Source organism: Pseudarthrobacter chlorophenolicus, from assembly GCF_000962805.1.
Classification (GTDB): Bacteria; Actinomycetota; Actinomycetes; order Actinomycetales; family Micrococcaceae; genus Arthrobacter; species Arthrobacter chlorophenolicus_A.
Genome location: NZ_JZTW01000007.1, coordinates 142,126 through 169,123, shown reverse-complemented (window position 1 = coordinate 169,123; position 26,998 = coordinate 142,126). Strand labels below are relative to the sequence as shown.

Here is a 26,998-nt window from a genome sequence, read left to right as displayed (position 1 = left end):
CTCACCACAGCGAGGGCAGGCTCCCCACCAGGCGCTCGTACATGGCCAGGGCGGATCCGTCGGTCAGTGAGGCCACCTGGTCGATCACCACGCGCAGCCGGGCACCGTCGTCCCCGGCATCGCGCCAGTCGGCGGCGAACATCGGCTCCAGGTGCCGGTCTCCGGTGGCGCTCAGGGCGGTGACCAGGGCGTGCAGGACCTCGCGCTGGCGTTCATAGATGGGTTGCCGGTGCTCGGTGGTCATGACGAACGTGGTGGCCATGCCCTTCATGACGGCGATCTCCATGACCGTCTCGTCCGGAACCATGAGTTCGGCTCCATAGCGCGTGAGCCGGCCCGGACCATACACCGAGCGCGTCGTTTCGAGGGCGCTCTGGCAGAACCGGCCGATGAGCTGGCTGGTCATGTTTTTCAGGGCGGCCATGGACTTGCGGCTGCCGTCCGCTTCCCGCACCCACACGTCGGTGGCCTCGAGCCGGGCCAGTGCGGCGTCGATGGCGGCGGGGTCGTTGCGCGGCAGGTACCACTGCTTGGCGTAGCCCACCACGCGGGCGCGGTGGTCCGGGTTGTCCATCCACCGCAGTTGGAAGTGCCCGGCAACAATGGCGTCCTCCACGTCGTGCACGGAGTAGGAGATGTCGTCGGCCAGGTCCATCACCTGGGCTTCCAGGCAGGAGCGCCGCTCGGGCGCACCCTCCCGGATCCAGTTGAAGATGGGGAGGTCATCCTCGTAGGCACCGAACTTGCTGGTGCGCCGGCCGTGGATCACCGGTGCCTCGAGGGCGGACCAGGGATATTTCGACGCCGCGTCCAGGCTGGCGCGGGTGAGGTTCAGTCCGGCGGGATGGCCGCCGGCGGTGAGCACCTTGGGTTCGAGCCGGGTGAGGAGCCGGAGAGTCTGGGCGTTGCCTTCGAACCCTCCGATGGCGTGTGCCACCTCGTTCAGGGCCGATTCGCCGTTGTGCCCGAACGGCGGGTGCCCGAGGTCGTGGCTGAGGCAGGCGGTGTCAACGACGTCCGGGTCGCAGCCCAGCGCGCGGCCCAGTTCGCGGCCCACCTGGGCCACCTCGAGGCTGTGGGTGAGGCGGGTCCGGACGAAGTCGTCCGTGTCCGGCGCCACCACCTGGGTCTTCGCCCCCAGCCGGCGCAGGGCCGACGAGTGCAGCACCCTGGCCCGGTCCCGCTCAAAGTCCGAGCGGTAGGTGCTCTTGGGCGGCTCCTCCACCCAGCGGGCGGAGTCCCGGCTGCCAAAACCGGAGGCCGCTCCGGCCACGGCCAGGCTGGCCGGAGATTCGGCTACGGGAACCTCAGCCACCGGAAACGTCCAGTTCGGCCGCGGCGATGTCCCGCGACTGTGCATCGTTCAGCGCCCGCGAATCCAGCCAGTCCTTGGGCAGCGCGGGCCGTTTGGGTGACCCGGCACGTCCGCGCGGGCCTTCCGCGTCGCCGCCGGGGTACGGCGAATCCAGGTCCAGCTCGGCGAGGGTGTCGCGGAGGATCTCCAGGCTGGTCACCAGGGCCAGCCGGGTGCGGAGTTCGCCGCCTACCACGTAGCCCTTGAAGTACCAGGCGATGTGCTTGCGGATTTCCCGCAGCGCTTTCCCCTCGTCACCAAAGGTTTCCACCATCAGTTCGGCGTGCCGGTAGACGCCCTCTGCCACCTGGCGGAGGTTGGGCCGGTGGCGGATGTCGCTGCCTTCGAACGCTGCCTGGAGGTCGCCGAAGAGCCACGGCCGGCCCTGGCAGCCGCGGCCCACCACCACGCCGTCCACGCCGGTTTCGCGGACCATGCGGACAGCGTCTTCGGCGGACCAGATGTCGCCGTTCCCCAGCACCGGGATGTCCGGCAGGGCCTCGCGGAGGCGGCCGATGGCCGACCAGTCCGCCTGGCCGGAGTAAAACTGCGCCGCGGTGCGGCCGTGGAGCGCGACGGCGGCGACACCGGAATCGCGGGCGATCCGGCCGGCGTCGAGGTACGTGAGGTGGTCATCGTCGATGCCCTTGCGCATCTTGATGGTCAGCGGAACGTTGCCCTTGGAGGCTTCCCTGACGGCGGTCTGCACGATGGAGGTGAAGAGGTCAATCTTCCACGGCAGGGCGGAACCGCCGCCGCGGCGGGTCACCTTGGGTACGGGGCAGCCGAAGTTCAGGTCGATGTGGTCCGCGCGATCTTCTTCCACCAGCATCCGGACGGCCGCGCCCACTGTGCCGGGATCCACCCCGTAGAGCTGGACGGAGCGGACTTTCTCGTCGTCGTCGTGCGAAATGATCCGGAGGGACTCGGGGGTCCGCTCCACCAGCGCGCGGGACGTGACCATTTCCGCCACGTACATGCCGCCGCCGTATTCACGGCACAAACGACGGAAAGCGGAATTGGTGATCCCTGCCATGGGAGCCAGGATTACCGGCGTGTCCACGGTGAGGGGACCCAGCTTCAAGGGCGGGAGTTCCAGCCGGGCGGTGGGTGGGGTTGCTGCAACAGTCACTGTTCCATTGTTGCAAATCCGGCCAAATCGGGTGCCGGCACCAGTGCCGATCGGTCCTGTTGCCGGCCGGGACCCGGTGTTAACGTGGCCCCGAACGGGTCCTCCCGGGCCTGGCTGATCAGGAGGATTAACGATGCTCTCAGACACGTCACTGCCGGTGGTCAGGGCGACGCTGCCCGTCGTCGGAGAGAACATCCGGGAGATCGCGTCACGCTTTTACACCCACATGTTCCAGGAGCATCCGGAACTGCTGGACGGCTTGTTCAACCGCGGCAACCAGGCGGACGGGCGGCAGCAGCAGGCACTGGCCGGCTCCGTGGCCGCCTTCGCAGGGTTCCTGGTGAATGATCCCACGCACCTGCCGGACCATTTGCTGTCCCGAATCTCGCACAAGCACGTCTCCCTGGGGCTGGCCCCTGACCAGTACCAGGTGGTCCACGACAACCTGATGTGGGCCATCGTGGATGTCCTGGGCGACGCCGTCACGCCTGAGGTGGCGGCAGCCTGGGACGAGGTGTACTGGCTGATGGCCAACATGCTCATCAACAAGGAGCGCGGGCTCTATGACGCGGTCCGCCTGGGCCCGGAGACCATCTGGCGCACCTGGCGGGTGGCCGAAAAAATCCAGGAGACCGATGATGTTGTCAGTTTCGTCGTTGAGCGCATCGACGAACGTGAGGTCAAACCCTCGCTGCCCGGCCAGTACGTGACGATCCGGATGCAGATGCCCGACGGCATCCTCCAGCCCCGCCAGTACAGCCTCACCCAGGCCGACGACGGCCAGCACCGGCGGTTCGCGGTCAAACGTGTCCGCGGCGACGGCACAGCAGCCGGGATACCGGATGGCGAGATGTCCACCCTCCTGCACGACTCCGTCAACGTGGGCGACGAGGTGACCCTCTCGGCCCCGTTTGGCGATGTAGTCCTGGAATACACGGACCGGCCGGTGGTGCTGGCGAGCGCCGGCATCGGCATCACCCCCATGGCAGGGATGCTGTCCCACCTGGTGAAGGCCGGCTCGCAGCGGACGGTGGCGTTCCTCCATGCGGACGACTCCCCAGAGTCCTTCGCGCTGCGGAACCAAGTCACGGCGGACATCGCCGCACTTCCGGGCGCGTCCCTCAATGCCTGGTTCCTGAACGGGGCCGGTGCCGGGGCCGATGCCAACGTGCACACGGGTTTCATGAACGTCCGCGACGTGGAACTGCCGTCCGACGCCGAATACTACCTGTGCGGCCCGGTGGCCTTCATGCAGTCGGTGCGCAGCGCCCTGGTGGGCCTGGGCGTACCGGCCAGGGACATCCAGTACGAAGTGTTCGGCCCGGACCTCTGGCTTGCCGACTACCAGTAGGACGACTACCAGTAGGACGACTGCCAGCAGGGGCAGTCAGCCGCGGCCGGCCCTGCGGCCCCTGCGGGTGGGAAAGGTGCCATCGCCGGAGCCGTCAGAGCTGTCAGGGCCGTCTGCGTCTCCGCCGCTTTCCGCGGTGCCGCCAGGGTGTTCCGCACCCCTGCGGGACCGTGCCTCGAGGGCCGCTGCGGCGAGCGCGCCCGTGTCCTCGACTCCGTCCGAAGGCGACCCCCCGCCGTCGTCCGCCCATTCCGTTGCTGCACGCCGGCGGAATCCGGACGGCGCAGTCCGCGGCGTGCCCGGTTCAGCGTTGGCGCGCGCAGTGGTAGCGACGGCGGGAGTTTCCTGCCGGATGCCGGTGGCCTTGACCACCAGCACGGCGATGAGGGTGGTCACCGGGATGGCCAGCACCAGGCCGATCGATCCGACGAGGGTACGGATGACTTCCTCGGAGAGTTCGGCGCTGGTGAGGGTCTCCCCCAGCGGCCGGTCGTACAGCATGACGATGATGAGGATGGGCAGGGCCGCTCCGGCGTAGGCGAACGCGATGGTGTAAACCGTGGAGGCAATGTGGTCGCGGCCGATCCGCATGGCCGACGTAAACAGTTTGCGTGCGCTGCTGTTGGGCGCCAGCTCGTAGAGTTCCCACACTGCTGAGGACTGGGTGATGGTCACATCGTTGAGGACACCCAGCCCGGAGATGATCAGCCCGCACAGGATCACCCCCGAAATGGAGATGTTCGCTGAGGTGTTGATCAGGGTGGTGGCGTCGTGGTTGCCTACCCCGGCGAGGTTGGCGGCGCTCGTTGCCCACCACGCCAGGAGGGCGGTGATCGCCAGCCCGAACATCGTCCCGAGCAACGCGGTGGAGGTCCGGGCGGAGAAGCCGTGGGCGAAGTAGAGCACCCCGATCATGATCACAGTGGATCCCACCAGGGCCAGCAGCAGCGGCGGTTTGCCCTCCACCAGCCCCGGCAGCATGAAGCTGGCCAGCACGAAGTAGGCACCCACCAGGCCAATGAGGGCGCGGAGGCCACGCCAGCGGGCGACGGCGATGACCACGAAGGCGTACAGGATGGCCAGCAGGACGATGGGGAGGGTCCGGACGAAGTCCACAAAGATGTAGGCCGGCGAGCCCTGCGTTGAGGCCGCCCCTTGGGCGTTGGAGAGATTGAGGTAGCGGATCCGGTCGCCGGGCTTCACCCCGTGCGAGGTGGCAACGTCCGGGTTGATGACCACCTTGACGGGGCTGCCGCCCAGGTCCGGTTCGGTGAACGCGAACGTGCAGTTGGACCCCTGGGGCTGCTGGCCCGATCCCTGCTGGGGCCGGCCGCCCTGCCCCTGCTCCTGGGTGGCTACGCCCTGCATGCAGTTTTCCGTGGCCACGTTCTTGATGGTCCCGGTATCGAAAGTCACCCCGGGTGCCGTGGAGTAGGGGTTGGCCAGCGAGATGCCCTCCTTGCTTCCGGAGGGCCACAGCATGGCCATCCCGGCGAGGGTGAGCAGGGTGATGGGAATCAGGATGGCGGCGAGGATACGGTTGGCTTTCCTGCGGGCAGCCATCGCCTGGACCGTCGGCTCCGAATGGTCTGTGGAAGCGTGGGAGTGTCCTGCGCCCATCAGCAGTTGAACCTCATACGTTGAACTCTACGTGGGGCACCATAGGGTTGATAAATGGACCATTCGGACTTGGAGGTACCGGCGTGGGCAACCGTGGCATGAAGGATAACGGCGGGGTGCAGACCGGGCAGCGGCCAGTCGTTCCCCTGCACCGGCCTGTACTGAGCGTCCTCGAGGCGTCCGGACCAACAAAGGCGGTGGCTTTGGTGCTGCACGGTGGCAAGGCCCGCAGCCGGGAACCCGTGGAGGCCCGCCACCTGAGTCCCGCCAGGATGGTTCCCTTCGCCCGGCACCTGCACCGCGCGGGCCGGAAGCACGGGTTGGCCGTCTGGTCCCTCCGCAACAGCGTCCGCGGATGGAACGGCAACGACATGTCGCCCCTGCAGGATGCGAAGTGGGCGCTGCAGCAAATCGAGGAAAGCCACCCGGGGGTTCCCGTCTTCCTGGTGGGGCACTCCATGGGCGGACTCACAGCCGTCTGCGCCGCGGACCACCCGCAGGTGGCGGCAGTAGTGGCGTTGGCCCCGTGGCTGAGCCCGGAAGCGCCGGCCGAGCGGGTTGCCGGCCGTAAGGTCCTGATCGTGCACGGGACCACTGACCACATGACCAGCCCGCGGCAGTCATTGGCGTTCGCGCGCCGCGCCACCGCAGAAGCAGCCAGCATGCAGTACGTCTCACTCAAGGGAGTTGGCCACTTCATGCTTCGCAAGGTCAGGATCTGGCACATCCTGGCCACCGGATTCGTTATCCGGGCATTTGCCGAAAGCACCGGCGCTCCGGTGCGGCCGGCCCGCGCCTTCGGCCAACTGCTGCCCGAAGGGTCAGTGCACGTCACCCTGTGATCCGCAGCGACGTCAGGGTGCCGGAGCACGCGCCCTCCCTGCCATCCGTTGTACGCCCCGTGGAAGGAGGCAGCCATGCCCTGGCGACCGGCGCCCAATGACCGTTTCTACCGGTTAATCGTGCGCACCGGGCTATTCCTCCGGTGGGCTTTCCGGATCAGGGTCATCAGTACCGGAACCGGGCACCTGCCTCCGGCGGGGCCGGGGAGCGGGGTGTCCCGCACAGTGGTCCCCGGCACCGGAGCGGTCTTTGCCGTGACGCACTTCGGATACCTGGACTTCGCGGTCACCGAACTGCTGCTCTGGAAGCACGCACGGGCGCAGCTGCGCTTCCTGATCCACCAGGGTGCGGCCGACCACTGGTTCGCGGGCCCGGCGGTCAGCGCCAGCGGCCACGTGGTGGTGGGCTACACGGCCCGGACCGGCGCCTACGATGAGGCCGTCGCGAAGCTGCGCGCCGGCGAGTACCTGGCCGTCTTTCCGGAAGCGGGCGTGAGCCGCAGCTTCACGGTGCGCGGCTGCAGGACCGGCGCGGTCAGGATGGCTGCCGAAGCCGGAGTGCCGGTGATTCCCGTGTCCGTCTGGGGTGCGCACCGCCTGTTGACCCGCGGCCATGGATTCTCCCCGCGCCGGGCCTGGCACGCACCGGTGCGGATCCACGTGGGCACTGCGTTGACCTACGCGCCGGATGTGGACGCCGAGGCAGCCACGGCGTCCCTGCGGGACACACTCCAGGACGGGATCGAGCGGTGCATTGCCGACTTTCCGCTGCAGCCGGAGCCCCGCGCATGGTGGATGCCGGCGCAGCTGGGCGGCGGCGCACCCACCAACGCCGAGCGGGAAATCCTGGACAGCGACGACGAAGCCCGCGGCCGGCGTCGTGGTCCCCGCAGGAAGTAACCGCTGCAGCTGTCGCCTTAAGCACCTGGCGCCGGTTGCCGTTCTGACTGGGCAGAACGGCAACCGGCGCCATCACGTTGGGCTGCGGGCCGGTACTCCCTACTCGGAGACCACCAGGGTCTCCGCCGCGGCCAGCCGGGCCTTCCCGTTCTCCAACAGGGGTTCGACGGCGGCGCGCAGGGCTGACATCGAATCGTCGAGCTCCAGCATGACCGGGTGCTGGTACGCGATGAGGGACAGCATGTCCCGGACGGCTTCGGCAGCATCATCGGCCGCCAAGGCCGGATCGTGGCCGACGAACACGTCCGTGGGTGCTCCCGGCGCGGCAGCGTCCTGGCCCCCGGGGCCCTCACCGGCGTCCGGCGCTTCCGGGGTTGCCGGGGCGGCGTAGCTGACGGCGAATGCCCGGATGCGGCCCTTCTTGCTGGGGGCAACACCCTGGCCGAACGCCGATTCGGGCTGGGCCCGTAGGACGATGGCGCCGTGGGCTCCGGTGAGTTCGTCCAGGAACAGCTTCTGCACCTGGCCAACGGACAGCACTCCGGGCGAATCCCAGCTGTGGATGGCGGTGTAGTACCGGCCCACCACGTCGGTCAGTTCGACCGATCCGGTGGCCAGGTCCATCACCACGTCGGAGCCGGCGTTCTCACCGCTGACCGGCCGGCCGCCATGATCCGTGTCCGGGAAGACCGGCAGCTTCAGGGCGCCCGGCTGCACAACCACCAGGCGTGAGCGCTGGATGGGCGCGAGGCCGGCTGCGGAGGCGAAGGCGGCCCCCGGGGTGCCGGGCTCCACCTTGGCTCGGAGCTTGGCCACGCCCGACGGCGCATTGGCGGCTTCGCGGCGCAGCATGGCCAGGAGCGTGGCACCGATGCCGGCGCGCCGGTGGTCCCGGGCCACCTCGATGTAGCTCCACAGGCGTTCGGGGTGCAGCGCCGCTTCATAGACGACGCCGGCGGCCACGGGGATGCCGACGCCGTCGATCACGTCCTCGGCAACGATGCAGCGCCGCCACGGCATGCCGCCGGTCCCATTGGAGGACGGCGCCAGGGCGCCGCGGAACTGCCGGGCCTGCGCTGTTTCCGGGCCGCCCCAGATCTCCAGGAGTGCGAGATCGTCACCGTCCCGCCATTCGCGGTATTCGATGGCCATGGCTAGGCGCCGATCAGCCGTGCGGCCAGGTAGCCCTCCACCTTGTCCAAGGAGACCCGCTCCTGGCTCATGGTGTCGCGTTCGCGGATGGTCACGGCCTGGTCCTCAAGGGTGTCGAAGTCCACGGTGATGCAGAACGGGGTGCCGATCTCATCCTGGCGGCGGTAGCGGCGGCCGATGGCACCGGCGTCGTCGAAGTCGATGTTCCAGTTCTTGCGGAGCTGGGCACCGAGGTCCTTGGCCTTCGGAGACAGGGCCTCGTTGCGGCTCAGCGGCAGCACGGCGGCCTTGACCGGGGCCAGGCGCGGGTCCAGCTTGAGCACGGTGCGGACGTCGACGCCGCCCTTGGCGTTGGGTGCCTCATCCTCGGTGTAGGCGTCGATGAGGAACGCCATGAAGGAGCGGGTCAGGCCGGCGGCGGGTTCGATGACGTAGGGGGTGTAGCGCTCGTTGGTGGCCTGGTTGAAGTAGCTCAGGTCCGTGCCGGAAGCCTTGGCGTGCGTGGAGAGGTCGAAGTCCGTGCGGTTGGCCACGCCCTCCAGTTCGCCCCACTCGGAACCCTGGAACCCGAAGCGGTACTCGATGTCCGTGGTGCCCTTGGAGTAGTGGCTGAGCTTTTCCTGCGGGTGCTCGAAGAACCGGAGGTTCTCCTCACGGATGCCCAGGCCGGTGTACCAGGCCATGCGCTCCTTCATCCAGTACTGGTGCCACTCTTCGTCAGTTCCGGGCTCGACGAAGAACTCCATTTCCATCTGTTCGAACTCGCGGGTGCGGAAGATGAAGTTGCCCGGGGTGATTTCGTTGCGGAAGGACTTGCCGATCTGGCCGATGCCGAACGGTGGCTTCTTCCGCGAGGTGGTGAGGACGTTGTTGAAGTTCACGAAGATGCCCTGCGCGGTTTCCGGGCGAAGGTAGTGCAGCCCTTCCTCGCTGGCCACGGGGCCCAGGTAGGTCTTGAGCAGGCCGGAGAATTCCTGCGGTTCGGTCCATTCGCCGCGGGTGCCGCAGTTGGCGCAGGCGATGTCCTTCAGGCCGTTTTCCGCCGGGCGGCCCTTCTTTTCCTCGTACTCTTCCTCGAGGTGGTCGGCGCGGTACCGCTTGTGGCAGGACAGGCACTCCACCAGGGGGTCGGAGAAGACTTCCACGTGGCCGGACGCTTCCCAGACCTGTTTGGGGAGGATGACCGAGGAGTCCAGGCCCACCACGTCCTCGCGGCCGCGGACCATGGACTGCCACCACTGGCGCTTGATGTTTTCCTTCAGTTCGGCGCCGAGGGGCCCGTAGTCCCAGGCTGAACGCGAACCTCCGTAGATCTCACCGGCCTGGAACACGAAGCCCCTCCGCTTGGAGAGGGAAATGACCTGGTCGAGGACGGATTTTGCTGCCATGGGGGTAACTCCAATTTCTACAGGGCCGCTGGGTGCGGTCCGCGGGTTTCAGGCCACGCACGGCAGCGGACGTTGAGCACGTCCGGTGCCCTGGCGGGGCGGGTGAAGGGATGCGTGAAAGCTGCGTTTCCTAGCCTACCGGCCGCCGTCCGCGGAGCGCGCCCCGCGGCCACGGCAGTGTTGCCAGGATGATGGCTGCCAGGGTCAGGATGGTGCCGAGGACGGTGGGAAGGGCCACCACGCTGCCCGGGGCCGGCACGAGCACGTCCAGGGCCAGTGAACCCAGCAGCTGCCCGGCAATCATGCCCAGGCCGGTGACCAGGACGCCGAGGCTTCGGACCAGGAGGGCACCCAGGCCGATGAACACACAGCCCATGGGACCGCCCAGGTAGTACCACCACTCCCCCGGCAGCGGGTTTCCGGGGCCCGCTACCAGCACCTTGATGCCCAGCACGGTCCAGAGGACCAGGCAGCCGGCGATGAAGTTGACCAGCGTGGCGGCGATCGGGGTGCCGTAGTGAACGGTTGCGGTGCCGTTCATCGCCTGCTGGAAACTCATGAGGAAGCCCGCCGCCACGGGCAACAGGAGGGGCAGCAGCAGCGCGGCAGCCCCGCCGCCGGACTCCGTTCCGGGGCCGGGTGCGGCAAAGCGCGGGGACACGGCCCAGGCCACAGCGGCGATGGTGAGGATGCAGCCGACAATGCGGATGCCGGTGACGGATTTCTTGCCGGCGGGGCCCAGGCCCAGCCGGTCCACCAGCAGGCCGCTGACCGTCTGCCCCGTGACGGTGGCTACGGTGAAGAGCGCCACGCCCAGGATGCCGACGGTGAACGTCTGCGCGAACACAAACAACGCACCGATGCCGCCGGCCAGGACGTAGGCGGGCGGGAACGCCCTGCTGCGGACAGCGGGAATGATCCGGGCAAGGCCGGCCCGGCCGCGGGGCAGCAGCAGTGAGATGAGGATCATGACCAGCAGTCCTGTGCTGAAGCTCACCACCGCGGCGCTGATGCCGTCGTCCAGCCGGGCACCCAGGGCCCCGTTGATCCGGCCCTGGACGGGAATGGCAAGGCCTGCGCCCACCGCCAGCGGCAGGCCTGCGAGCACGGGCAGGCGGGAGGTGGAGGTCATTGGATCCACCTTACGTCAGGCATTATTGCTCTATGAGCATCCCCGTTGACGACGTCCCCATCCGCGACAGCATGATCCGGCTGGGCCAGCTGCTGAAGCTCGCCAACCTCGTGGAGGACGGCGTGGAAGCCGCTGAGCTGATTAAGAACGGGCTGGTGAAGGTCAACGGCGAGATCGACGACCGCCGCGGCCGCCAGCTGCACAACGGCGACACCGTCACCGTGAACGGCCAGACCGTGCGGGTGGTCGCGCCGGAGGCCTGACACTCCCGGCACCCCGGCTGCGCCCGATCCGCGGCGACAGGACTTGGCGCCCGGGCCGCCGCCCGCCGTCGTACGCCCTATTTCTTCAGGACCTCGTGGGTGAGGAATTCGCCCACGTGGCCGATCTCCTGCTGGTTGATGCCGTGCCACATTCCCGTATAGAGCACCTTGGTGAGCTTGACGTGCTTGCGCACCCAGCCCATGGTGTAGTCGATCTTGTCCTCCGTGATTACCGGGTCCTGCTGGTCCCGGCCCCAGAACATGGGTACGGTGCCGTCCAGTTCGGCGTCCTTGAACGAGGGGTCGTCGCCGGCGTCCACCACGAACCCTGAAAGACCGACGACGGCGGCGAAATCCGCGGGCCGCTGCCGTAGGAGGGTGGTGGCCATGGCCATGCCCATGGAGAAGCCGAGCAGGGACACCGAGGGGTGCCCTGCCTTGATGGTGTCGATCCAGTCCAGGACGTACGCCGAGGCCTCCTTGACCCGGTCCAGCGAATAATCGATCGAGGCCGTCAGCGGGAACCACGTAAAGCCCGGGCCCATGGCAATCGGGGCCCGGACGGAGGCGACGGCGAACCCGCCGGGGAGAAGGTCCGCGAGGCTCAGCAGGTCCTGCTCGTTGGCGCCGTACCCGTGCAGGAGCACCAGCAGGGGTTTGCCGTCCCGCTCCCCTTCAGGGTGTGACCACAGGACGACGGGGGCAGGAAATACTTCGGCTTCAGTCATGGTTTCCATTCTTACAGTTACCCGAAAGTAACAACCTACGTTCGCGTAGGCAGCGAGGCGGAAGGCAGGATAGGACGCGTGACTGACGCAAGCTCCCTCCAAGGCCCCATCACGGACACCGGATCCCACCCCTGGACCCGGTACGTGGCCATGGGCGACTCCTTTACCGAGGGCATCGGCGACCCCGAACCCTCAAGCCCCGGCGGCTACCGCGGCTGGGCCGACCGCGTGGCCGAAGAACTGGGCCGGACACTGCCCGACTTCGCCTACGCCAACCTGGCAGTCCGCGGCAGGCTGCTCCAGCAGATCGTTGATCAGCAGCTCGCTCCGGCGCTGGCGCTCAAGCCCGACCTGGTGACGCTGTCCGCCGGCGGCAATGACCTGATCCGCCCCGGCGGAGACCCCGATGCCCTGGCCGAAAAGCTGGATTCCGTGGTGCAGATCCTGTCCATGGGCGGAGCCACCGTGGTCCTGTTCAACGGGCCTGACACCGGTTCCTCCGTGCTGGGGCGGATCCGCAGCAAGGTGGCCATCTACAACGAGAACCTGCGGACCGTAGCGGCGCGGCATGACGCCGTCATCGCGGACATGTGGTCCCTGCGGCAGCTCAGCGATCCCCAGATGTGGGACCAGGACCGCCTGCACTTCTCCCCGCTGGGCCACCACACCATCGCAGCCATGGTGCTCGAGTCCCTGAACGTGAAGCACACGCTCGAACCCCGCCACCCCAAGCCGCTGCCGCCGAGCACCTGGCGGGAGGCCCGCTCGGGCGACCTCGTCTGGGCCCGCGAGTACTTTGTGCCGTGGGTTCTGCGCCGCCTGCGCCACCAGTCCTCGGGTGACGGTATCACGGCCAAGCGCCCGACGCCAGGCCCCGCCTTTGGGCCGGGCGTCCCCCTGGGCTCGGGGGAAGGTCCGCTGGGGACGGCCGACGCGGGGCGGCGCTAGCAAGGCCTGCCCGCTCTGCCCTGCCCTGCGACAGCTTGCCGGTGGGCGACGGAACGGCATCCGGTCCGTGACCGTTAAGCTGGAAAGACCCACTCGAGAGGCGCAGCACCGTGAGTAACCTGTTTTTCTGGATCATCATCCTGTCATTCGTGATCCCGATGGCCATGCGCATGTACCGGAAGTCGGTGGCCAAGCGGAACTACGACCAGAGCTTCCAGGGCCGCTACCCGGACCAGTTCCCCGGTGCCGGCCAATACCCCGGGAGCCAGGACCCGGGTGGCCAGTTCCCCGGTTCAGCCGGGCCGCAGAGCAGGCAGCCGCGCGACGGGTACACCCAGCAGGACTACTTCTCCGGCGGATACCGGCAGATCGGCCAGCAGGCGCCGAACGTCCCCCAGCCGGGCCCCTACCAGTACGGCCAGCCGCCAGTCCCCGGCCAGGGCGGGCAGCCCTTCGGCCAGGCCCAGGGCGGGCAGCCTTTCGGTCAGCCGCCGTATGGGGAGCAGCAGTTCAGCCAGTCTCCCTACAACCAGCCCCAGTCCGGCCAGCAGCAGCCCGGGTACCCCGCACCTGAACAGCCGGCCGCGCCCGCCACTCCCCCGCCGCCGTCGGCCCCGCAGGGATTCCGTGCGCGGAAGCTCGCGGAACTGGACCAGAAGTACAGCAACGGCGAAATGTCCATGGAGGATTACATGGCCCGCCGCAGCGAAATCATGAACGGCTAGTCCAGGGCCGCGGGTTCCCTTCCCCTTTCCCCCCAGTGTTGTCACGTCCCGGGGGATCAAAAATCAGAGGCTTGTTCGCTCAGCCCGGCCCTTGAGGGTTCGGATCCGCGGACAGGCCTCTTATTTATGAGCCGGGTGCGCTGCTAGGCCAGGAAATCCGAGCGGAGCTGGGCTCCCAGCTGACCGATTTCGGTAAGGAAGCCGTCGTGGCCGATGGGCGCCTGGATGAGGTGGACGCCAACGTCGCCGGGCAGCGCCTGGGCCAGCTCGTGGGACTGGGACGGAAAGTAGAGCCGGTCCGATTCCACGGCTGCCACGAAGAACCGGGCGCTGGTCCGGGCGAGGGTGTCGGCCAGGCTTCCGCGGCCACGGCAGACGTCGTGGCTCATGAGTGTCTCGGTGAGGGCGATGTAGCTGTTGGCGTCGAAGCGCCGGACGAGCTTGCTGCCCTGGTGGTCCAGGTAGCTCTCCACCTGGTAGCGGCCGCGGCCGGCAAGGACCCCGCCCTGCAGCGGCGACTCCGAAGCCTGGGCTTCGCGGCCGAAGCGGTGCTCCAGCTCGGCAGCAGACCGGTAGGTAATGTGGGCGATGCGGCGGGCGAGCGCCAGGCCGTCCTCGGGGCAGGGACCGCCGTAGTAGTCGCCTTCGTTGAAGTTCGGGTCCTGGCGGATGGCCAGGGTCTGGGCCTGGGCGAAGGCGATCTGTTCGGCCGTGCTGGCGGCTCCCACCGCGATGACGGCGCAGCGCTGCACGCGCTCGGGGAACGTCACGGCCCATTCCAGCGCCCGGGCTCCGCCCATGGAACCGCCCAGCACCGCATACCAGCTTCTGATGCCCAGCTGGTCCGCCAGGCGGGCTTCGGCCTCTGTGCTGTCCCGGAGGGTTACCAGGGGGAACCGGGAGCCCCACGGCTTTCCATCCGGGCCCGGCGAGGAGGGCCCGGTTGAGCCGTAACAGCCGCCCACGATGTTGATGGAGACCACGAAGAAGCGGTCCGTGTCCACGGGGGCGCCTGGCCCGGCCAGGTGCTCCCACCAGCCTTCCTCATCGGTATCCCCGCGGGTCACGTGCGTGCTGCCGGTCAGGGCGTGCTCCACCAGGATGGCGTTGCTGCCATCGGCGTTCAGCGTCCCCCATGTTTCGTAGGCGAGGGTGACGTCCGGCAGGTATCCGCCGCCCTCGAGCTGCAGGCCCCCGATGGCGGCATGGCGGACAATTCCGTGTTCGGGTGCGGTTGTACGTGCGACGGTAACCGTCATGGCAAGACCTCTTCTACGCGCTTGCCCGCCGTCGTTTACCGGCAGGCCAGGTCTTCACCCGGGGCACCCCGCCGCGGAAGGAGGGTTGCCGGCCAGCAAGCCGGGGCTGTCACTGGCACTCATGACCTGTTTCGAGTGTACGAAACACCCCCCGCTGATCGCCAAGCATATGACTGGTTATGACTTACCGGCTCCGCTTTCCCCCAAACAGCAGCCCGGCTGCAAGGAGGCCGGCCGCCCGGCCGGCCTCCCGCCGTCGTACGTCTGCGGCCTAGTGAAGCGCGCCCTTGGCGGCCCGGAAACCCGCCTCAAGGTCCGCCAGGATGTCATCGATGTGCTCGATGCCCACGGACAGCCTCACCAGGCCGGGCGTCACGCCCGCAACCGCCTGCTGTTCCGGGGTCAGCTGGCTGTGGGTGGTGGACGCAGGGTGGATCACCAGGGAACGGACGTCGCCGATGTTGGCGACGTGGGAGTGCAGCTCCAGGGCATCAACGAACCGCTGACCCGCCTCGGCTCCCCCGGCAAGGTTGAACGCGACGACGGCGCCTGTCCCCTTCGGCCCGTACTTGCGGCCGCGCTCGTACCAGGGGCTTGACGGCAGGCCTGCGTAGGCAACGGATTCGACGTCGTCCCGGCCTTCCAGCCAGCGGGCCACCTCGGTGGCATTGGCCACGTGGCGTTCCACACGCAGGCTCAGCGTTTCCAGGCCCTGGGCGATCAGGAAGGCGTTGAACGGCGAGACGGCCGAGCCCAGGTCCCTCAGGAGCTGGACGCGCGCCTTGAGGATATAGGACAGGTTTGCGCCGAGGAGACCGTTCTCCCCGAGGTCCCTGCCGTAGACCAGGCCGTTGTAGGTGGGGTCCGGGGTGTTGAAGCCCGGGTACCGCTCCGGGTCCTTGCTGAAGTCGAACTTGCCCGAGTCCACGATGACGCCGGCGATCGCCGCTCCGTGTCCGCCCAGGTACTTGGTGGCCGAGTGGACCACAATGTCCGCGCCCCACTCCAGCGGCCGGACCAGGTAGGGCGTGGACAGTGTGTTGTCCACGATCAGTGGCACGCCGGCCTGGTGCGCCACCGCGGAAATACCCTCGATGTCCAGGACGTCCTGGCGCGGGTTGGAGACCACCTCACCGAAGAACAGCTTGGTGTTGGGCTGCACGGCGTCCCGCCACTGGTCCAGGTTGTCCGGGTCCGCTACAAACGTCACGGTAATGCCGAACTTCTTCAGTGTGTGGGCGAACAGGTTGTAGGTACCGCCGTACAGGCTGGGACTGGCCACTATGTGGTCGCCCGCCTCTGCGATGTTCAGGATGGCGAAGGTTTCAGCGGCCTGGCCGGAGCTGAGCAGCAGTGCACCGAGTCCCCCTTCGAGGCTGGCGATGCGCTGCTCCACGGCCTCTTGGGTGGGGTTGCCGATGCGGGTGTAAATGGGGGCCAGTTCCGCCAGCGCGAACCGGTTGGCCGCGCTTTCGGCGCTGGGGAACACAAACGAGGTGGTCTGGTAGATGGGCAGGGCCCGTGCGCCGGTGGCGCCGTCGGGCTCCTGGCCGGCGTGGATCTGGCGGGTTTCGAAGGACCAACCGTTGGACATTCAAGGCTCCTTTGACGTGGGCCCGGCATGCTGTGAGCACCACGGGCCGCGCTTGCCGCCCGGCCGTTGCCGGGCAACCAGGTCCTCACCCGGGGCACCCCACCGCGGATGGAGGGTTGCCGGCCAGCAAGCCGGGGCTTGGCGCTGGCACTCATGACCTGCGCCCAGTGTAGGAACACGTTGGCGGCGGCGGACAGGATTGTGACGAACATGGTCTCCGCGGCTGCCGGCAGGGCAGAAAACTGATCCCCAAGAAAATGGAAATTTCGAGTAAGGCAAGCCTAAGCTGAGAGCCCGATCACAAAGTGCCAAGATGTTGGCATGCGCATGGATCACGTCTCTTACGCCTGTGAACACGATGGCCTCGCGGCCACTACCGAACGAATTGCATCTGCCCTCGGCGTTGAGGCAGTCAAAGGCGGGGTACATCCCCGGTTCGGAACCCGGAATATGATCATCCCGCTCGCGGGCCATAAGTACCTCGAAGTGGTGGAGGTCCTGGACCACCCCGCCTCGGACAAGGCCCCCTTCGGACAGGCCGTTCGTGCCCGTTCCGCGGCCGGCGGCGGATGGATGGGCTGGTGCGTCGAAGTTGACGACCTCGCCCCCTTCGAGGAGCGGCTCGGACGCTCGGCCGTCAACGGCAACCGCAAGTTCCCGGACGGCCGCGAGCTTGTGTGGAAGCAGATCGGCATCCTGGGACTCATCGCGGACCCCCAGGTTCCGTACATGCTCAAGTGGGAAGGCGACCCGTCGCTGCACCCGTCCAACGCCTATGACAGCAGCCTCAAGATGAGCTGCCTGACCATCGCCGGTTCCGCTTCGCGGGTCACCGAATGGCTGGGCGAGCCGGTGGAGAAGCCGCTGGAAGACGTGGCTGTCGAGTGGGTGGCCCCGCACGGCACCCCCGGCATCCTGTCCGTCACGTTCGAAACCGCTAACGGAGCCGTCACCCTCTGACCCTCCACCTGTGGTCCGGTTCCATGCCGGACCACAACCGCGGGCGCCTGCCCGCACCAGCTTCGGCCGCCATGGGGTGGTGACAACGGCGTCACCACCCCATGGCGGCCGAATCCATTTCCCGGCCAGGGCCGCCCTACCCCAGGCCGACAGCCTTGCCGAAGAGGCTGAAGCCAACGAACGCCACGATGTCCAGCAGGGCGTGCGCGATGACCAGCGGCATGACGCGCCTGGTCCGCGTGTAGATCCAGGCGAAGACAATACCCATCACCACGTTCCCGATGAAGGGACCGAACCCCTGGTACAGGTGGTAGCTGCCGCGCAGGACCGCACTGACGGCAATCGACAGCGGCACGCTCCACCCGAACTTGCCGAAGCGGTTCATGAGGTAGCCCACCACGATGACTTCCTCCACGATGCCATGCCGGATGGCGGACAGGACCAGCACCGGTACGGTCCACCAATACGCGTCCAAGGCGCTGGGGATGATGGCGGTGGTGATTCCCAGTGCCCGCCCGGCAGCGTAAAGGCCCAATGACGGGATGCCGATCAGCGCTGCCAGCCCCACCCCCTGCAGCAGGTCCTTGCCGGGACGGGCAAAATTGAGGCCCAGTTTCCTGAAGGCTGATCCGGACCCCGCGCCCAGCTCCCCGGCGGCCGCCTGCCGGGGACCCGAGAGGAAGTACAGCACCAGCAGGACCGGGACGAGGGCAAAGATGATATCCAGGAGCTGATAGGTCAGGTCGAAGTATTCGCGGGTGCTCTGGGACCGGTTGAGCGTAGAGGTTCCCTCGGCCAGCGGTGCCCGGGTCATCTTGTCCAGGAGCTGCACTACCGAATACACGGCAGACTGGCCCAGGGACAGGCCCAGGACAATCCAGACTTCGAACGCCAGGCGGCGGCGGGAGGGAACCAGCATGCTCCTATCTTGCCTGCAGTTCCTGGGCCGGGGCTGATGGCGCCACAGACGAAACGGCAGGAAGCCTTCCGCTATGGATACCATCTGCTGTGAGGATCATCATTTGCGGTGCCGGCATCGGAGGCCTCACGCTGGCACATGCCCTGCGCGGGCAAGCCGACGTTGTCCTGCTCGAGCAGGATGCCCATGCGGCGGCAACAGCCGGTTACCGCATCAGCATCAATCACGAGGCCTGCGGGGCTCTCGGGAGGATACTTCCCACAGCGCTCGTAGAGGAACTGCGATCGGTTTCGGACACTGAACAGGCGTTCCGGCAGTTCACGGTCGCCGACCAGCGCCTGCGGCCCATCGCCGTCGCCCCCGAAGCCGAGGGCACGGACCGGATCCTCGCGCAGCGCCAGGTCCTTCGGGTCCTCCTTGCCCGCGACCTCCATCACTTGGTCCGCTTCGGCGCCACGGTCCGGACCGTGGCCGAAGACGGGAACGGCGCGGCGGTCACCGTTGCCGACGGCAGCGTCATTGAAGGGGACCTCGTCGTTGGAGCGGACGGTGCCGGTTCGGCCGTCGTCGCTTCCCTGCCGGGCCAGCCACCCGCCAGGGACCTGGGGCTGACCGGCATCGCCGGGTGGTCTCCGCTGGGGTCCCGGTTTGGGTCACCGGGCGCACCCACGTATCTCGGCGCAGGGCCCGCACTCGCTTTTGGGCCGGACGGCACCGGGGTCTTCCTTTCGCTGTACGGACCGCCCTCACGGCCTGTCAGCAGTGCGCACACCGCCACCGTGCCGTCCGGGCCCGCCCTCATTTGGGGAACCATCGCCCGCAGTGACCGGCTGGCGGACACCAGGAATGCTCCACCCGAGGTATTCATCCAGCAGGCCCTGGGCCTTCTGGGACGGTGGTCCCCCTGGCTGGAACAGCACGTGGCAGCATCAGACCCGGCCCTCACCGAAGCGTTCCGGTTCCGGGCGGCCGATCCTTCGGGCCCGTTGGCCGGATGGACACCCGGGCGGGTGACGGCGCTGGGTGACGCCGTCCACGCTATGCCGCCCACCGGCGGCCGGGGCGCGTCAACCGCCATCTGCGACGCCGCGGACCTCGCAGCAGCCCTACGCCGGCATCTCGGCGGCCGGCCCCTCTCAGCTGAGCTCGCGGCCTACCAGCGCACCATCGTCCCCCGGGCGCGCTCGGCCATCCGGGAGTCGCTGGGACCCGTCCGGATCATCAACACGCTGCGGCACCGTCCCCTGCAGCTTCTGGCGCGCCCACTGCTTGGCGCGGCCGGAGCACTGGGTGCCCGGCGCTACGGGCAGCGGCAGTGGCAGGTGTGACTGCCGGCAACCCGTCAGGCCCGAAAACCGGTCCGCAGGCAGCCGATCACGGCAACGGCGCACCCCTGCTACGCCTCCGCGACGATGACCTCGGTGCCGTTGGCTTCGAAGGCGGCCTTGTCCCGCGGCGAGATGCCGGAGTCCGTAATCAGGCGGGTGAAGTCGTAGCCGTCCATCGTGGCGAAGGCCCGCACCCCCACTTTGGAGGAGTCGGCAATGACGTAGGACACCCGGGCCCGGCTGGCCAGCAGAGCATTCACCGAGGCCTCGCCCTCCCCGGTGTTGGTGGGGCCAACCTCGGGGTCGATGCCGTTCACGCCAATGAAGGCGATGTCCAGGACCACCTTCTGCATGATGATGTCCGTGTACGGACCCACCAGCTCGTAGGATCTCGGATTGAGGATGCCGCCGGTCACCATCACCTTGATGTTGGGCCGCACCGCCAGCTGCCCGGCAATGTTGATGGCATTGGTGACAACGGTCAACGTTGACTGGTTGGACGGGGCATTCAGGTCCTCGCGGGTGGCCAGGATCTGGGCCAACGCCGTGCTGGTGGTGCCGCCGCAGAGTCCTATGACAGCTCCGGGCCGGATCAGGGCCGACGCCGCACGGGCAATCTGCTCCTTCGCCTCGGCGTGGTCGTCCCGGTTGTAGCGGCCGGGCAGGTCGTAGGCAAGGGCACCGGTGGTGGCGCCTCCGCGGGTGCGGGTCAGGAGCCGCCGTTTGGCAAGGCTGTCCAGGTCCCGGCGTGCAGTGGCGGGCGAAACTCCGAGCGTAGTGACGATCTCATCCACTTCCACCTGGCCGGTCCTGGCAAGCAAGTCGAGGATGGCGGTAAGGCGGTCGGTGCGGGTCATGCGGGGCCTCTCAGTACAACGGCCACCACTCCGGATGACGTTTTATGATCATAACAGACCAGAAAAGATCATCTAACGTCAAAATGCAGCAAGCGGGTGAGCTGGTTACCGCTCCCGAACCCCTGCCCGCCACACAGCGTACGTCAACGGCATGCCCGGGCGGTATGCGAGATGGGTGGCAGAGGGGGCGTTCAGCAGGTGCAGGTCGGCCCGGTGTCCGACGGCGATGGAACCCACGGCACGCTGGCCGTCGGCATCGGTGCCGCGATCCTTGTGCAGCGCCAGCGCGCCGCCATAAGTGGCCGCACGGACGGCCTCGTGCACGCTGAGCTTCATCTGCAGCACCGCGGTGGCCACGCAGTAGGCCATGGAACTGGTGTAGGACGTTCCAGGATTGCAGTTGGAGGCAAGGGCCACCTGGACGCCGGCGTCCAGGAGGGCGCGGGCGGGGGCCAGCGGCTGGCGGGTGGACAGGTCGCACGCCGGCAGGCAGGTGGCCACAGTCCCGCGCACCCCCGTCCCGGAAGCCAGGTCCCAGCCGGACCAGGTTCCGGCAAGGGCCTCGACGTCGGCGCCCGCGAGGTAGTTGACGTGGTCCACGCTCGCGGCACCCAGTTCAACTGCCAACCGGACGCCCGGCCCTTCGCCGAGCTGGTTGCCGTGAACCCGGAGGCCCAGCCCGGCTTCCCTGCAGGCCTGCAGCACGCGGCGGGACTGGTCCTCGGTAAAGGCGCCCTTTTCGCAGAAGACGTCCGCCCACTGCACATACGGCCGGACCGCCGAGAGCATCGGCCCGCACACCAGGTCGGTGTACTCGTCGGCGTCCTGGCCGGCAGGTACCAGGTGGGCGCCGAGGTAGGTGGCCTGGTCCGCGGCAGTGGAGGCAATCCGGGCGCTGCGGGCCTCCTGCTCCACGTCGAGGCCGTAGCCGGTCTTGGTTTCCAGGTACGTGGTGCCCTGGGATACGGCCTCGGCCACCCTGCCCAGGGCCAGCCGGGTGAGATCGAAATCGGAGGTGTCCCGGGTGGCGTCCACGGTTACCGCAATCCCGCCGGCCGAATACGATTCCCCGGCCATCCGCGCCTCGAACTCTGCCGTCCGGTCCCCTGCGAACAGCAGGTGCGTATGGGAGTCCACCCAGCCGGGCAGCAGGGCGCGCCGCCCGGCGTCGACGGCGTCGTCAGCGGCTGGAGCGCTCAACGCCGGTCCAATCCAGGCAATGCGTTCGCCCTCGATCACCACCGCGGCATCCTTCAGGACCCGGCGCTCCAGGTCCTGGGTCATCAGCTCGGCGATGTTGGTGATTAGGAGGCTCATGCTCTCATTCTTCAACGCCGGATGGACCAGCGCGTGGCCGCGAGCGCCTGCGCTGTCCGGGATTCCGGACTTGCGCCTGCCCGACCACCCGGCGTACCGCCCAGGATCTGGCCCGCGGCCAGTTCGGCAATGGCGGCCGAGGTCTGGAAGCCGTAGCCGCCCTGCCCCGCCAGCCAGTAGAAGCCGGGTGCCTCTGCGTCGAATCCTGCTACCGGGACGCCGTCGGCCGCCTCGGTACGGAGCCCCGTCCAGGCCTTGCGGACGCCGGTGATACCCAGGGTGGTCACCGCGTTCAGCCGCTCCACCAGCCGCTCCACGTCGCCCGGCCGGGGCCGGGCGTCCTCCGGCCCGCTGGGCACGTGTTCCGACGGGGAGATGAGTACGTCGTCGCCTTCGCGCCGGAAGTAGAAGGAATTGTCCGCTGCCGCCACCATGGGGCTGCCCTCCGGAAGGGGGCGCTCGACGGCGGCAATCGCCGCGGTGCGCCGGTACGGCTGGAGGCCGAGCTTCTCCACGCCGCTGATAACGGCGAGTTCGTCGGCCCAGGCTCCCGCCGCGTTCACCAGCACCCTGGCTTCGAAACCCTCGGCACCGGCACCTACCTGCCAGCCTGAGCCGAGTTGCTGGGCGGAATGCACCCTGGCTCCGGTAATGATGTCCGCGCCGGCCTCCACGGCCCGCCGTCGGTGGTCCTCCAGCAGCAGCGGTGCGTTGCTGCCAAAGGATCCGTCATCCAGCCCGGCCGCGGCAAAGGATTCGGGGACCAGTGCCGGGCACAGCTGCAGCGCTTCGGCATGGGTGATGGGCCGCATGGAGCCGCTGGCCTCCGCCTGCACCTGCTCCTCAGTGCCGATGAGCATGAAGCTGCGCGGTGTCAGGACCGGCTCGGGCAGTTCGGCGTCGCGGGCGGCCATCAGCTCCAGGGTCCGGGCGGTCAGCTCCTGCACCACCGGTGGGCCATAACTGGGGATGAGCTGGCGGGCGGAGCGGGAGGACGTGTGGTACGCCAATTCCTGCTCCGCCTCCACCAGGGCCACATTGCACTTTCCTGCCAACGCCGAAGCGAGGGACAGGCCGGCGATGCCGCCGCCGACGATCAGGACATCGTAATGAGCTGCCATGCCATCATCCTTGCAGAGATATCGCCGTCCGGTAGCCGGTAGATGCAGGCGCCCTTAGCCGGCTGTTTCCGCGCGGCTGGCGACGAACGCGCGGACGCACGTTTCGACGTCCTCCGCTGAATGTGCGGCCGAGAGCTGGACCCTGATCCGCGCGGCGCCGCGCGGCACCACGGGGAAGCTGAACGCGGTGACGAAGACGCCGTGCTGGAGCATCCGGTCGGCCATCTTGGCGGCCAGGACGGCGTCGCCGAACATGACCGGGACAATGGCGTGCTCGCCCGGAAGGAGGTCGAATCCTTCCTCGGTCATCCGGCGGCGGAAGAGGGCAGCATTCTCGAAGAGCCTGCTCCGGAGGTCCGCCGAGTTTTCCACCAGGTCCAGTGCCTTGATGGTGGCGGCGACGATGGCCGGGGCAAGGGAGTTGGAGAACAGGTAGGGGCGGGCCTTCTGCCGGAGCATGGCCACGATTTCGGAACGGCCTGACACGTAGCCGCCGGACGCGCCGCCCAGCGCCTTGCCGAAAGTCCCGGTGTAGATGTCCACCCGGTGGGAGACTCCGGCGTGCTCGGGCGTTCCGGCGCCGGTGCCACCCATGAAGCCCACGGCGTGCGAATCGTCCACCATCACCAGCGCGCCGTACTTTTCGGCGAGGTCGCAGATGGCTTCCAGCGGGGCGAGGAATCCGTCCATGGAGAACACGCCGTCGGTGACGATGATGCGGCGGCGGGCGTCCTTCGCTTCCGCCAGCTTGGCCTCGAGGTCCGCCATGTCCTGGTTGGCGTAGCGGTACCGCTGCGCCTTGCAGAGCCGGATGCCGTCGATGATCGACGCGTGGTTCAGGGCATCGGAAATGATGGCGTCCTCGGGGCCGAAGAGGGATTCGAACACCCCGCCGTTGGCATCGAAGCAGCTGGAGAACAGGATGGTGTCCTCGGTGCCCAGGAACCGCGAGACGCGGGATTCAAGCTCCAGGTGCAGGTCCTGGGTGCCGCAGATGAAGCGCACGCTGGCCATGCCGAAGCCGCGTTCATCCATGGCGTGCTTGGCGGCGCCGATGATGTCCGGGTGGTCCGCCAGGCCGAGGTAGTTGTTGGCGCAGAAATTCAGGACGTCCGCGCCGGGGCCGCCGATCCTGCCTGCGGTGATGTGGCTGGACTGGGGCGAGCTGATGCTGCGCTCGTTCTTGAAAAGCCCTGCCGTGCGGATCTCTTCCAGTTCGTCGCGGAGCTGGTCCTTGAGGGAGGTATACATGGGTTTCCTTAGAATCGGGTCCAGTCGAGGACAACTTTGCCGCCGCTGCCGCTGCGGGCGATTTCGAAGCCCTTCTCCCAGTCTGTGGCAGGGAGGGTGTCCGTGACCACGGCGGAGATGCCGGCGTGCAGGACGGGGTTGGAGGACAGCATGGCGCTCATGGCGTACCAGGTTTCGTACATCTCCCGGCCGTAGATGCCCTTGAGCGTCAGCATGTGGGTGACCACCTTGCCCCAGTCGATGGTGATGTCCTGGCTGGGCAGGCCCAGCATGGCGATCCGGCCGCCGTGGTTCATGTTGTCGATCATTTCCGGGAGGGCGGAAGGGTGGCCGGACATTTCCATGCCGATGTCGAACCCTTCGCGCATTCCCAGTTCGCGCTGGGCATCCCGGACGCGGGTGGCGGAAACGTCGATGGTGAGGTCCGCACCTAGCTTGGCAGCCAGTTCTAGGCGCGGCTTGGAGACATCGGTGATGGCGATCTTGCGGGCCCCGGCGTGGCGGGCGACGGCGATGGCCATGAGTCCGATGGGCCCGGCTCCGGTGATGAGGACGTCCTCGCCCACCAGCGGGAAGCTGAGCGCGGTGTGCACGGCGTTGCCGAAGGGATCGAAGATCGCACCGAGTTCGGGGGTGACCGAAGGATCGTGGTGGACCCAGACGTTGGTCTCGGGTATGACGACATACTCGGCAAAGGCTCCGTCACGCTGCACGCCGACGCTGACGGTGTGGATGCACATCTGGCGGCGGCCGGCGCGGCAGTTGCGGCAGATCCCGCAGACGATGTGGCCCTCGCCGGAGACTCTGTCCCCTACCCTGACGTCGCGGACGTCGGCGCCCACCTCCACCACTTCGCCATAGAACTCGTGCCCGGCAATGAGCGGGGCTTCGATCATGCCCTGTGCCCAGGCGTCCCAGGACTGGATGTGTAGATCGGTCCCGCAGATCCCCGTGGTCATCACCCGGATCTTCACATCGGCCGGCCCGGCTTCGGGTTCGGGGCGGTCAACCAGCTCGAAGCCGGCCTGCGGGCCCGCCTTGTACAGAGCCTTCATCGGCTTCCTCGCTTCTTCGTCACGTGCTCGGCAGGATCCTGCCTGTCCCCATTACAGCCCTGCCAACGCTTTAGCACAATGAGAATCTTCTCAATCGACGATGTAGCAATTACTAATGCGTAGACTGATCGGATGGAGATCCACCAGCTTGAAATCCTCCGCGAGCTCGGAGCCCTGGGCAGCGTCAAGGCCGTGGCCGATACCCTCATGGTCACCCCGTCCGCAGTCTCCCAGCAATTGGCGCTCCTGCAGCGTTCCGTGGATGTTCCACTCACGCGCAAGGAGGGGCGGAACCTGGTGCTGACGGACGCAGGCCAGGTGCTCGCGGATGCCGGGGCCGCCGTCGTCAGTGCCATGGCCGACGCCCGGGCGGCGATCGGCAGCTACCACGGTTCGAGCGGCGGCCGCGTCACCGTCAGCGGCTTCCACAGCGCCGGCCAGGCCGTGTTCGCCACGCTCGCGCGGGTCCTGGAAGGCCCGGGGCAGCCCCAGCTCGAACTGTCCGACGAGGACGTGGCGCAGCAGGATTTTCTGGCACTGACCGCCCGGTACGACCTCGTCCTGGCACATCGGATGGACCACAGCCCTGGCTGGCCCACCGAACGCGTGACGGTGGTGCCGCTGCTGCACGAACCCCTGGATGTGGCCCTGCCGGCCGCGCATCCCCTTGCTGACAAGGCCGCGGTCACAGCGGACGACGTCGGCGGCGAGGCCTGGGTGACCAGCCACTCCGGGTACTCCCCCGCCGACGTCCTGTCCGCCGTCGCGGCCGTCTCCAGCCAGGAACCGAACATCGTGCACCGCATCAATGACTACTCCACCGTCGCGGCGCTGGTGGCCGCCGGCGGCGTGATTGGCCTGCTCCCCCGGTACACCGCCGGCCCCGTCCTGCACCCGGACATCGTGCTGCGTCCGCTGAAGGGAATCAGCACCCGCAGGCGGATCGACCTGCTGGCGCGCCCGGAAAACCTGAAGCGGCGGTCGGTGATGACGGTCTGCGAGGCGCTGCAGGACATCATGGCGGGCCTGGTGAAGCAGGGCTGACAGGCGCAGCGGCGCGGATCAGGCGCCCGAGCCAGATGGGGCTCCCTGGCCCTGGCCGTGCCCCCTGCCGTGTCCGTTGCCGTTTCCGCCGTGTCCGTGGCCGCGGCCCAGGCCTGGACCCGGACGGTCGCCGCCGCCCTCGGTGATCCGCTGGGCAGTAACCTGGCCGCCGTCCTTGATCCCGGAGATCCGGACCACGTCGCCGACAGCGATGTCCGCGATGGTGCCGTTTTTGGCGACCCTGGTGTCCGCATTGATTGTGTAAGCCTGGGTAAAGCCGTCCTCGCTCCTGACGGTGACGGACGTGCCGCTGACGGCCTCCACGGTGCCCCGCTGCTCAATGACCGTCTGAAAGGTTCCGTCCGCCTTTTTCACGATGCTCTCGCCGTGCTGGAACTGGGCGCGTTGGGATTTGTCGGGTTTGGCCTGCCTGCCGTCCTGGCCCGGCGTTGACGGTGAGGCTGACGGGGTTGGCGATGGAGTGGCTGAGGGCGGGTCTGCGGACCAGGCCAGCGCTGCACCGGCCCCGCTCAGCGACAGGGCCACTGCACCCACGATCAGGGCTTTCCGTGTTCCCGGGTATTGCGCTGCCATCGCCGCCACGTCCTTCCGCCTGCGGGTCGGGACGCCAGTGCCCCGACCGCTCCAGTGTAGGACTACTGGGTGACTGTGGGTATGGGCATTCTCCGGCGGTCCCCGAGAAGGTCCTTAAAGCCCAACCGGGTCGCAGTAGATGTCGTTCTGAAGGCTCAAAACGA

General features: G+C 67.9%; 25 protein-coding genes and 2 riboswitches. Of the genes, 9 read left to right on the top strand and 16 right to left on the bottom strand.

Going from position 1 to position 26,998, the window contains the following annotated elements; genetic code table 11:
* Position 1 precedes the first annotated feature (1 nt).
* Together UC32_RS09415 and dusB are read right to left on the bottom strand one after the other, a co-directional pair.
* Complete coding sequence (locus tag UC32_RS09415) at positions 2-1,360, bottom strand: deoxyguanosinetriphosphate triphosphohydrolase (RefSeq protein WP_412178020.1); 1,359 nt, start codon at positions 1,358-1,360, stop codon at positions 2-4.
* Positions 1,308-2,486 (bottom strand): tRNA dihydrouridine synthase DusB, encoded by a 1,179-nt coding sequence (dusB, locus tag UC32_RS09410; RefSeq protein WP_045730965.1) that lies wholly within the window; start codon positions 2,484-2,486, stop codon positions 1,308-1,310. Before dusB ends, UC32_RS09415 begins: the two co-directional genes overlap by 53 nt.
* Positions 2,487-2,619: 133 nt before the next feature.
* Here dusB and UC32_RS09405 point away from each other — a divergent pair, with 133 nt between their 5' ends.
* Positions 2,620-3,837, top strand: a complete 1,218-nt coding sequence (locus UC32_RS09405; protein ID WP_045730964.1) for a globin domain-containing protein — start codon at positions 2,620-2,622, stop codon at positions 3,835-3,837.
* Positions 3,838-3,873: 36 nt separating this feature from the next.
* Here UC32_RS09405 and UC32_RS09400 read toward each other — a convergent pair whose 3' ends face one another.
* On the bottom strand, positions 3,874-5,457 hold the full coding sequence (locus tag UC32_RS09400) for a YibE/F family protein (protein WP_235423628.1): 1,584 nt from the start codon (positions 5,455-5,457) through the stop codon (positions 3,874-3,876).
* 98 nt (positions 5,458-5,555) lie between these two features.
* Here UC32_RS09400 and UC32_RS09395 point away from each other — a divergent pair, with 98 nt between their 5' ends.
* Together UC32_RS09395 and UC32_RS09390 are read left to right on the top strand one after the other, a co-directional pair.
* Positions 5,556-6,299 carry an alpha/beta hydrolase gene (locus tag UC32_RS09395; RefSeq protein ID WP_045731019.1) on the top strand — a complete coding sequence of 248 codons (744 nt, stop codon included), beginning with the start codon at positions 5,556-5,558 and terminating at the stop codon, positions 6,297-6,299.
* A gap of 75 nt (positions 6,300-6,374) precedes the next feature.
* Positions 6,375-7,199, top strand: a complete 825-nt coding sequence (locus tag UC32_RS09390) for a lysophospholipid acyltransferase family protein (protein ID WP_045730962.1) — start codon at positions 6,375-6,377, stop codon at positions 7,197-7,199.
* Positions 7,200-7,298: 99 nt separating this feature from the next.
* Here the strand turns inward: UC32_RS09390 and UC32_RS09385 are convergent, their stop codons facing one another.
* The 3 genes from UC32_RS09385 to UC32_RS09375 all read right to left on the bottom strand — a co-directional run bounded on the left by UC32_RS09385 (position 7,299) and on the right by UC32_RS09375 (position 10,871).
* On the bottom strand, positions 7,299-8,351 hold the full coding sequence (locus UC32_RS09385; protein WP_045730961.1) for a GNAT family N-acetyltransferase: 1,053 nt from the start codon (positions 8,349-8,351) through the stop codon (positions 7,299-7,301).
* 2 nt (positions 8,352-8,353) lie between these two features.
* Positions 8,354-9,739, bottom strand: a complete 1,386-nt coding sequence (locus UC32_RS09380; RefSeq protein WP_045730960.1) for a glycine--tRNA ligase — start codon at positions 9,737-9,739, stop codon at positions 8,354-8,356.
* Between the two features lie 130 nt (positions 9,740-9,869).
* On the bottom strand, positions 9,870-10,871 hold the full coding sequence (locus UC32_RS09375; protein WP_045730959.1) for a DMT family transporter: 1,002 nt from the start codon (positions 10,869-10,871) through the stop codon (positions 9,870-9,872).
* A gap of 32 nt (positions 10,872-10,903) precedes the next feature.
* Between UC32_RS09375 and UC32_RS09370 the strand changes: the two genes are divergently transcribed.
* Entirely contained in the window at positions 10,904-11,134 is a 231-nt protein-coding gene (locus UC32_RS09370; protein WP_045730958.1) for an RNA-binding S4 domain-containing protein, read from the top strand.
* A gap of 77 nt (positions 11,135-11,211) precedes the next feature.
* Here UC32_RS09370 and UC32_RS09365 read toward each other — a convergent pair whose 3' ends face one another.
* The gene (locus UC32_RS09365) at positions 11,212-11,862 is read right to left on the bottom strand and encodes an alpha/beta hydrolase (protein WP_045730957.1); all 651 of its coding nucleotides are present in this window, start codon (positions 11,860-11,862) and stop codon (positions 11,212-11,214) included.
* A gap of 78 nt (positions 11,863-11,940) precedes the next feature.
* On the opposite strand from UC32_RS09365, the gene UC32_RS09360 reads away from it, so the two are divergent.
* Both UC32_RS09360 and UC32_RS09355 read left to right on the top strand, forming a co-directional pair.
* The gene (locus tag UC32_RS09360; RefSeq protein ID WP_045730956.1) at positions 11,941-12,810 is read left to right on the top strand and encodes an SGNH/GDSL hydrolase family protein; all 870 of its coding nucleotides are present in this window, start codon (positions 11,941-11,943) and stop codon (positions 12,808-12,810) included.
* Between the two features lie 110 nt (positions 12,811-12,920).
* A complete protein-coding gene (locus tag UC32_RS09355; RefSeq protein WP_045730955.1) occupies positions 12,921-13,535 on the top strand; it encodes a hypothetical protein in 615 nt (204 codons plus the stop codon).
* A 143-nt stretch (positions 13,536-13,678) separates the two neighbouring features.
* Here UC32_RS09355 and metX read toward each other — a convergent pair whose 3' ends face one another.
* A complete protein-coding gene (gene metX / locus UC32_RS09350) occupies positions 13,679-14,794 on the bottom strand; it encodes a homoserine O-acetyltransferase MetX (protein WP_045730954.1) in 1,116 nt (371 codons plus the stop codon).
* A gap of 12 nt (positions 14,795-14,806) precedes the next feature.
* Positions 14,807-14,921: riboswitch (SAM riboswitch) on the bottom strand.
* Positions 14,922-15,065: 144 nt separating this feature from the next.
* Positions 15,066-16,388: a bifunctional o-acetylhomoserine/o-acetylserine sulfhydrylase gene (locus UC32_RS09345; RefSeq protein ID WP_045730953.1), complete on the bottom strand. Its 1,323-nt coding sequence runs from the start codon at positions 16,386-16,388 to the stop codon at positions 15,066-15,068.
* Between the two features lie 43 nt (positions 16,389-16,431).
* A riboswitch (SAM riboswitch) is annotated at positions 16,432-16,547 on the bottom strand.
* Positions 16,548-16,709: 162 nt separating this feature from the next.
* On the opposite strand from UC32_RS09345, the gene UC32_RS09340 reads away from it, so the two are divergent.
* Complete coding sequence (locus UC32_RS09340) at positions 16,710-17,348, top strand: VOC family protein (protein WP_015936572.1); 639 nt, start codon at positions 16,710-16,712, stop codon at positions 17,346-17,348.
* Between the two features lie 136 nt (positions 17,349-17,484).
* Here UC32_RS09340 and UC32_RS09335 read toward each other — a convergent pair whose 3' ends face one another.
* Positions 17,485-18,267: a CPBP family intramembrane glutamic endopeptidase gene (locus UC32_RS09335; protein WP_045730952.1), complete on the bottom strand. Its 783-nt coding sequence runs from the start codon at positions 18,265-18,267 to the stop codon at positions 17,485-17,487.
* Between the two features lie 89 nt (positions 18,268-18,356).
* Here UC32_RS09335 and UC32_RS20555 point away from each other — a divergent pair, with 89 nt between their 5' ends.
* On the top strand, positions 18,357-19,595 hold the full coding sequence (locus UC32_RS20555) for an FAD-dependent oxidoreductase (RefSeq protein WP_045730951.1): 1,239 nt from the start codon (positions 18,357-18,359) through the stop codon (positions 19,593-19,595).
* Positions 19,596-19,663: 68 nt separating this feature from the next.
* On the opposite strand, the gene UC32_RS09325 is transcribed toward UC32_RS20555, so the two are convergent.
* The 5 genes from UC32_RS09325 to tdh form a co-directional block, all read right to left on the bottom strand.
* The gene (locus tag UC32_RS09325; RefSeq protein WP_045730950.1) at positions 19,664-20,452 is read right to left on the bottom strand and encodes a DeoR/GlpR family DNA-binding transcription regulator; all 789 of its coding nucleotides are present in this window, start codon (positions 20,450-20,452) and stop codon (positions 19,664-19,666) included.
* A gap of 105 nt (positions 20,453-20,557) precedes the next feature.
* Positions 20,558-21,769 carry an amidohydrolase family protein gene (locus UC32_RS09320; RefSeq protein WP_045730949.1) on the bottom strand — a complete coding sequence of 404 codons (1,212 nt, stop codon included), beginning with the start codon at positions 21,767-21,769 and terminating at the stop codon, positions 20,558-20,560.
* Between the two features lie 11 nt (positions 21,770-21,780).
* Positions 21,781-22,890, bottom strand: a complete 1,110-nt coding sequence (locus UC32_RS09315) for an NAD(P)/FAD-dependent oxidoreductase (protein ID WP_045730948.1) — start codon at positions 22,888-22,890, stop codon at positions 21,781-21,783.
* Positions 22,891-22,944: 54 nt separating this feature from the next.
* The gene (locus UC32_RS09310) at positions 22,945-24,141 is read right to left on the bottom strand and encodes a glycine C-acetyltransferase (protein ID WP_045730947.1); all 1,197 of its coding nucleotides are present in this window, start codon (positions 24,139-24,141) and stop codon (positions 22,945-22,947) included.
* An 8-nt stretch (positions 24,142-24,149) separates the two neighbouring features.
* A complete protein-coding gene (gene tdh / locus UC32_RS09305) occupies positions 24,150-25,196 on the bottom strand; it encodes an L-threonine 3-dehydrogenase (protein ID WP_045730946.1) in 1,047 nt (348 codons plus the stop codon).
* Positions 25,197-25,328: 132 nt separating this feature from the next.
* Between tdh and UC32_RS09300 the strand changes: the two genes are divergently transcribed.
* A complete protein-coding gene (locus UC32_RS09300) occupies positions 25,329-26,240 on the top strand; it encodes a LysR family transcriptional regulator (protein ID WP_045730945.1) in 912 nt (303 codons plus the stop codon).
* Between the two features lie 18 nt (positions 26,241-26,258).
* Here the strand turns inward: UC32_RS09300 and UC32_RS09295 are convergent, their stop codons facing one another.
* On the bottom strand, positions 26,259-26,834 hold the full coding sequence (locus tag UC32_RS09295) for a DUF5666 domain-containing protein (protein ID WP_045730944.1): 576 nt from the start codon (positions 26,832-26,834) through the stop codon (positions 26,259-26,261).
* Between the last annotated feature and the right edge of the window lie 164 nt (positions 26,835-26,998).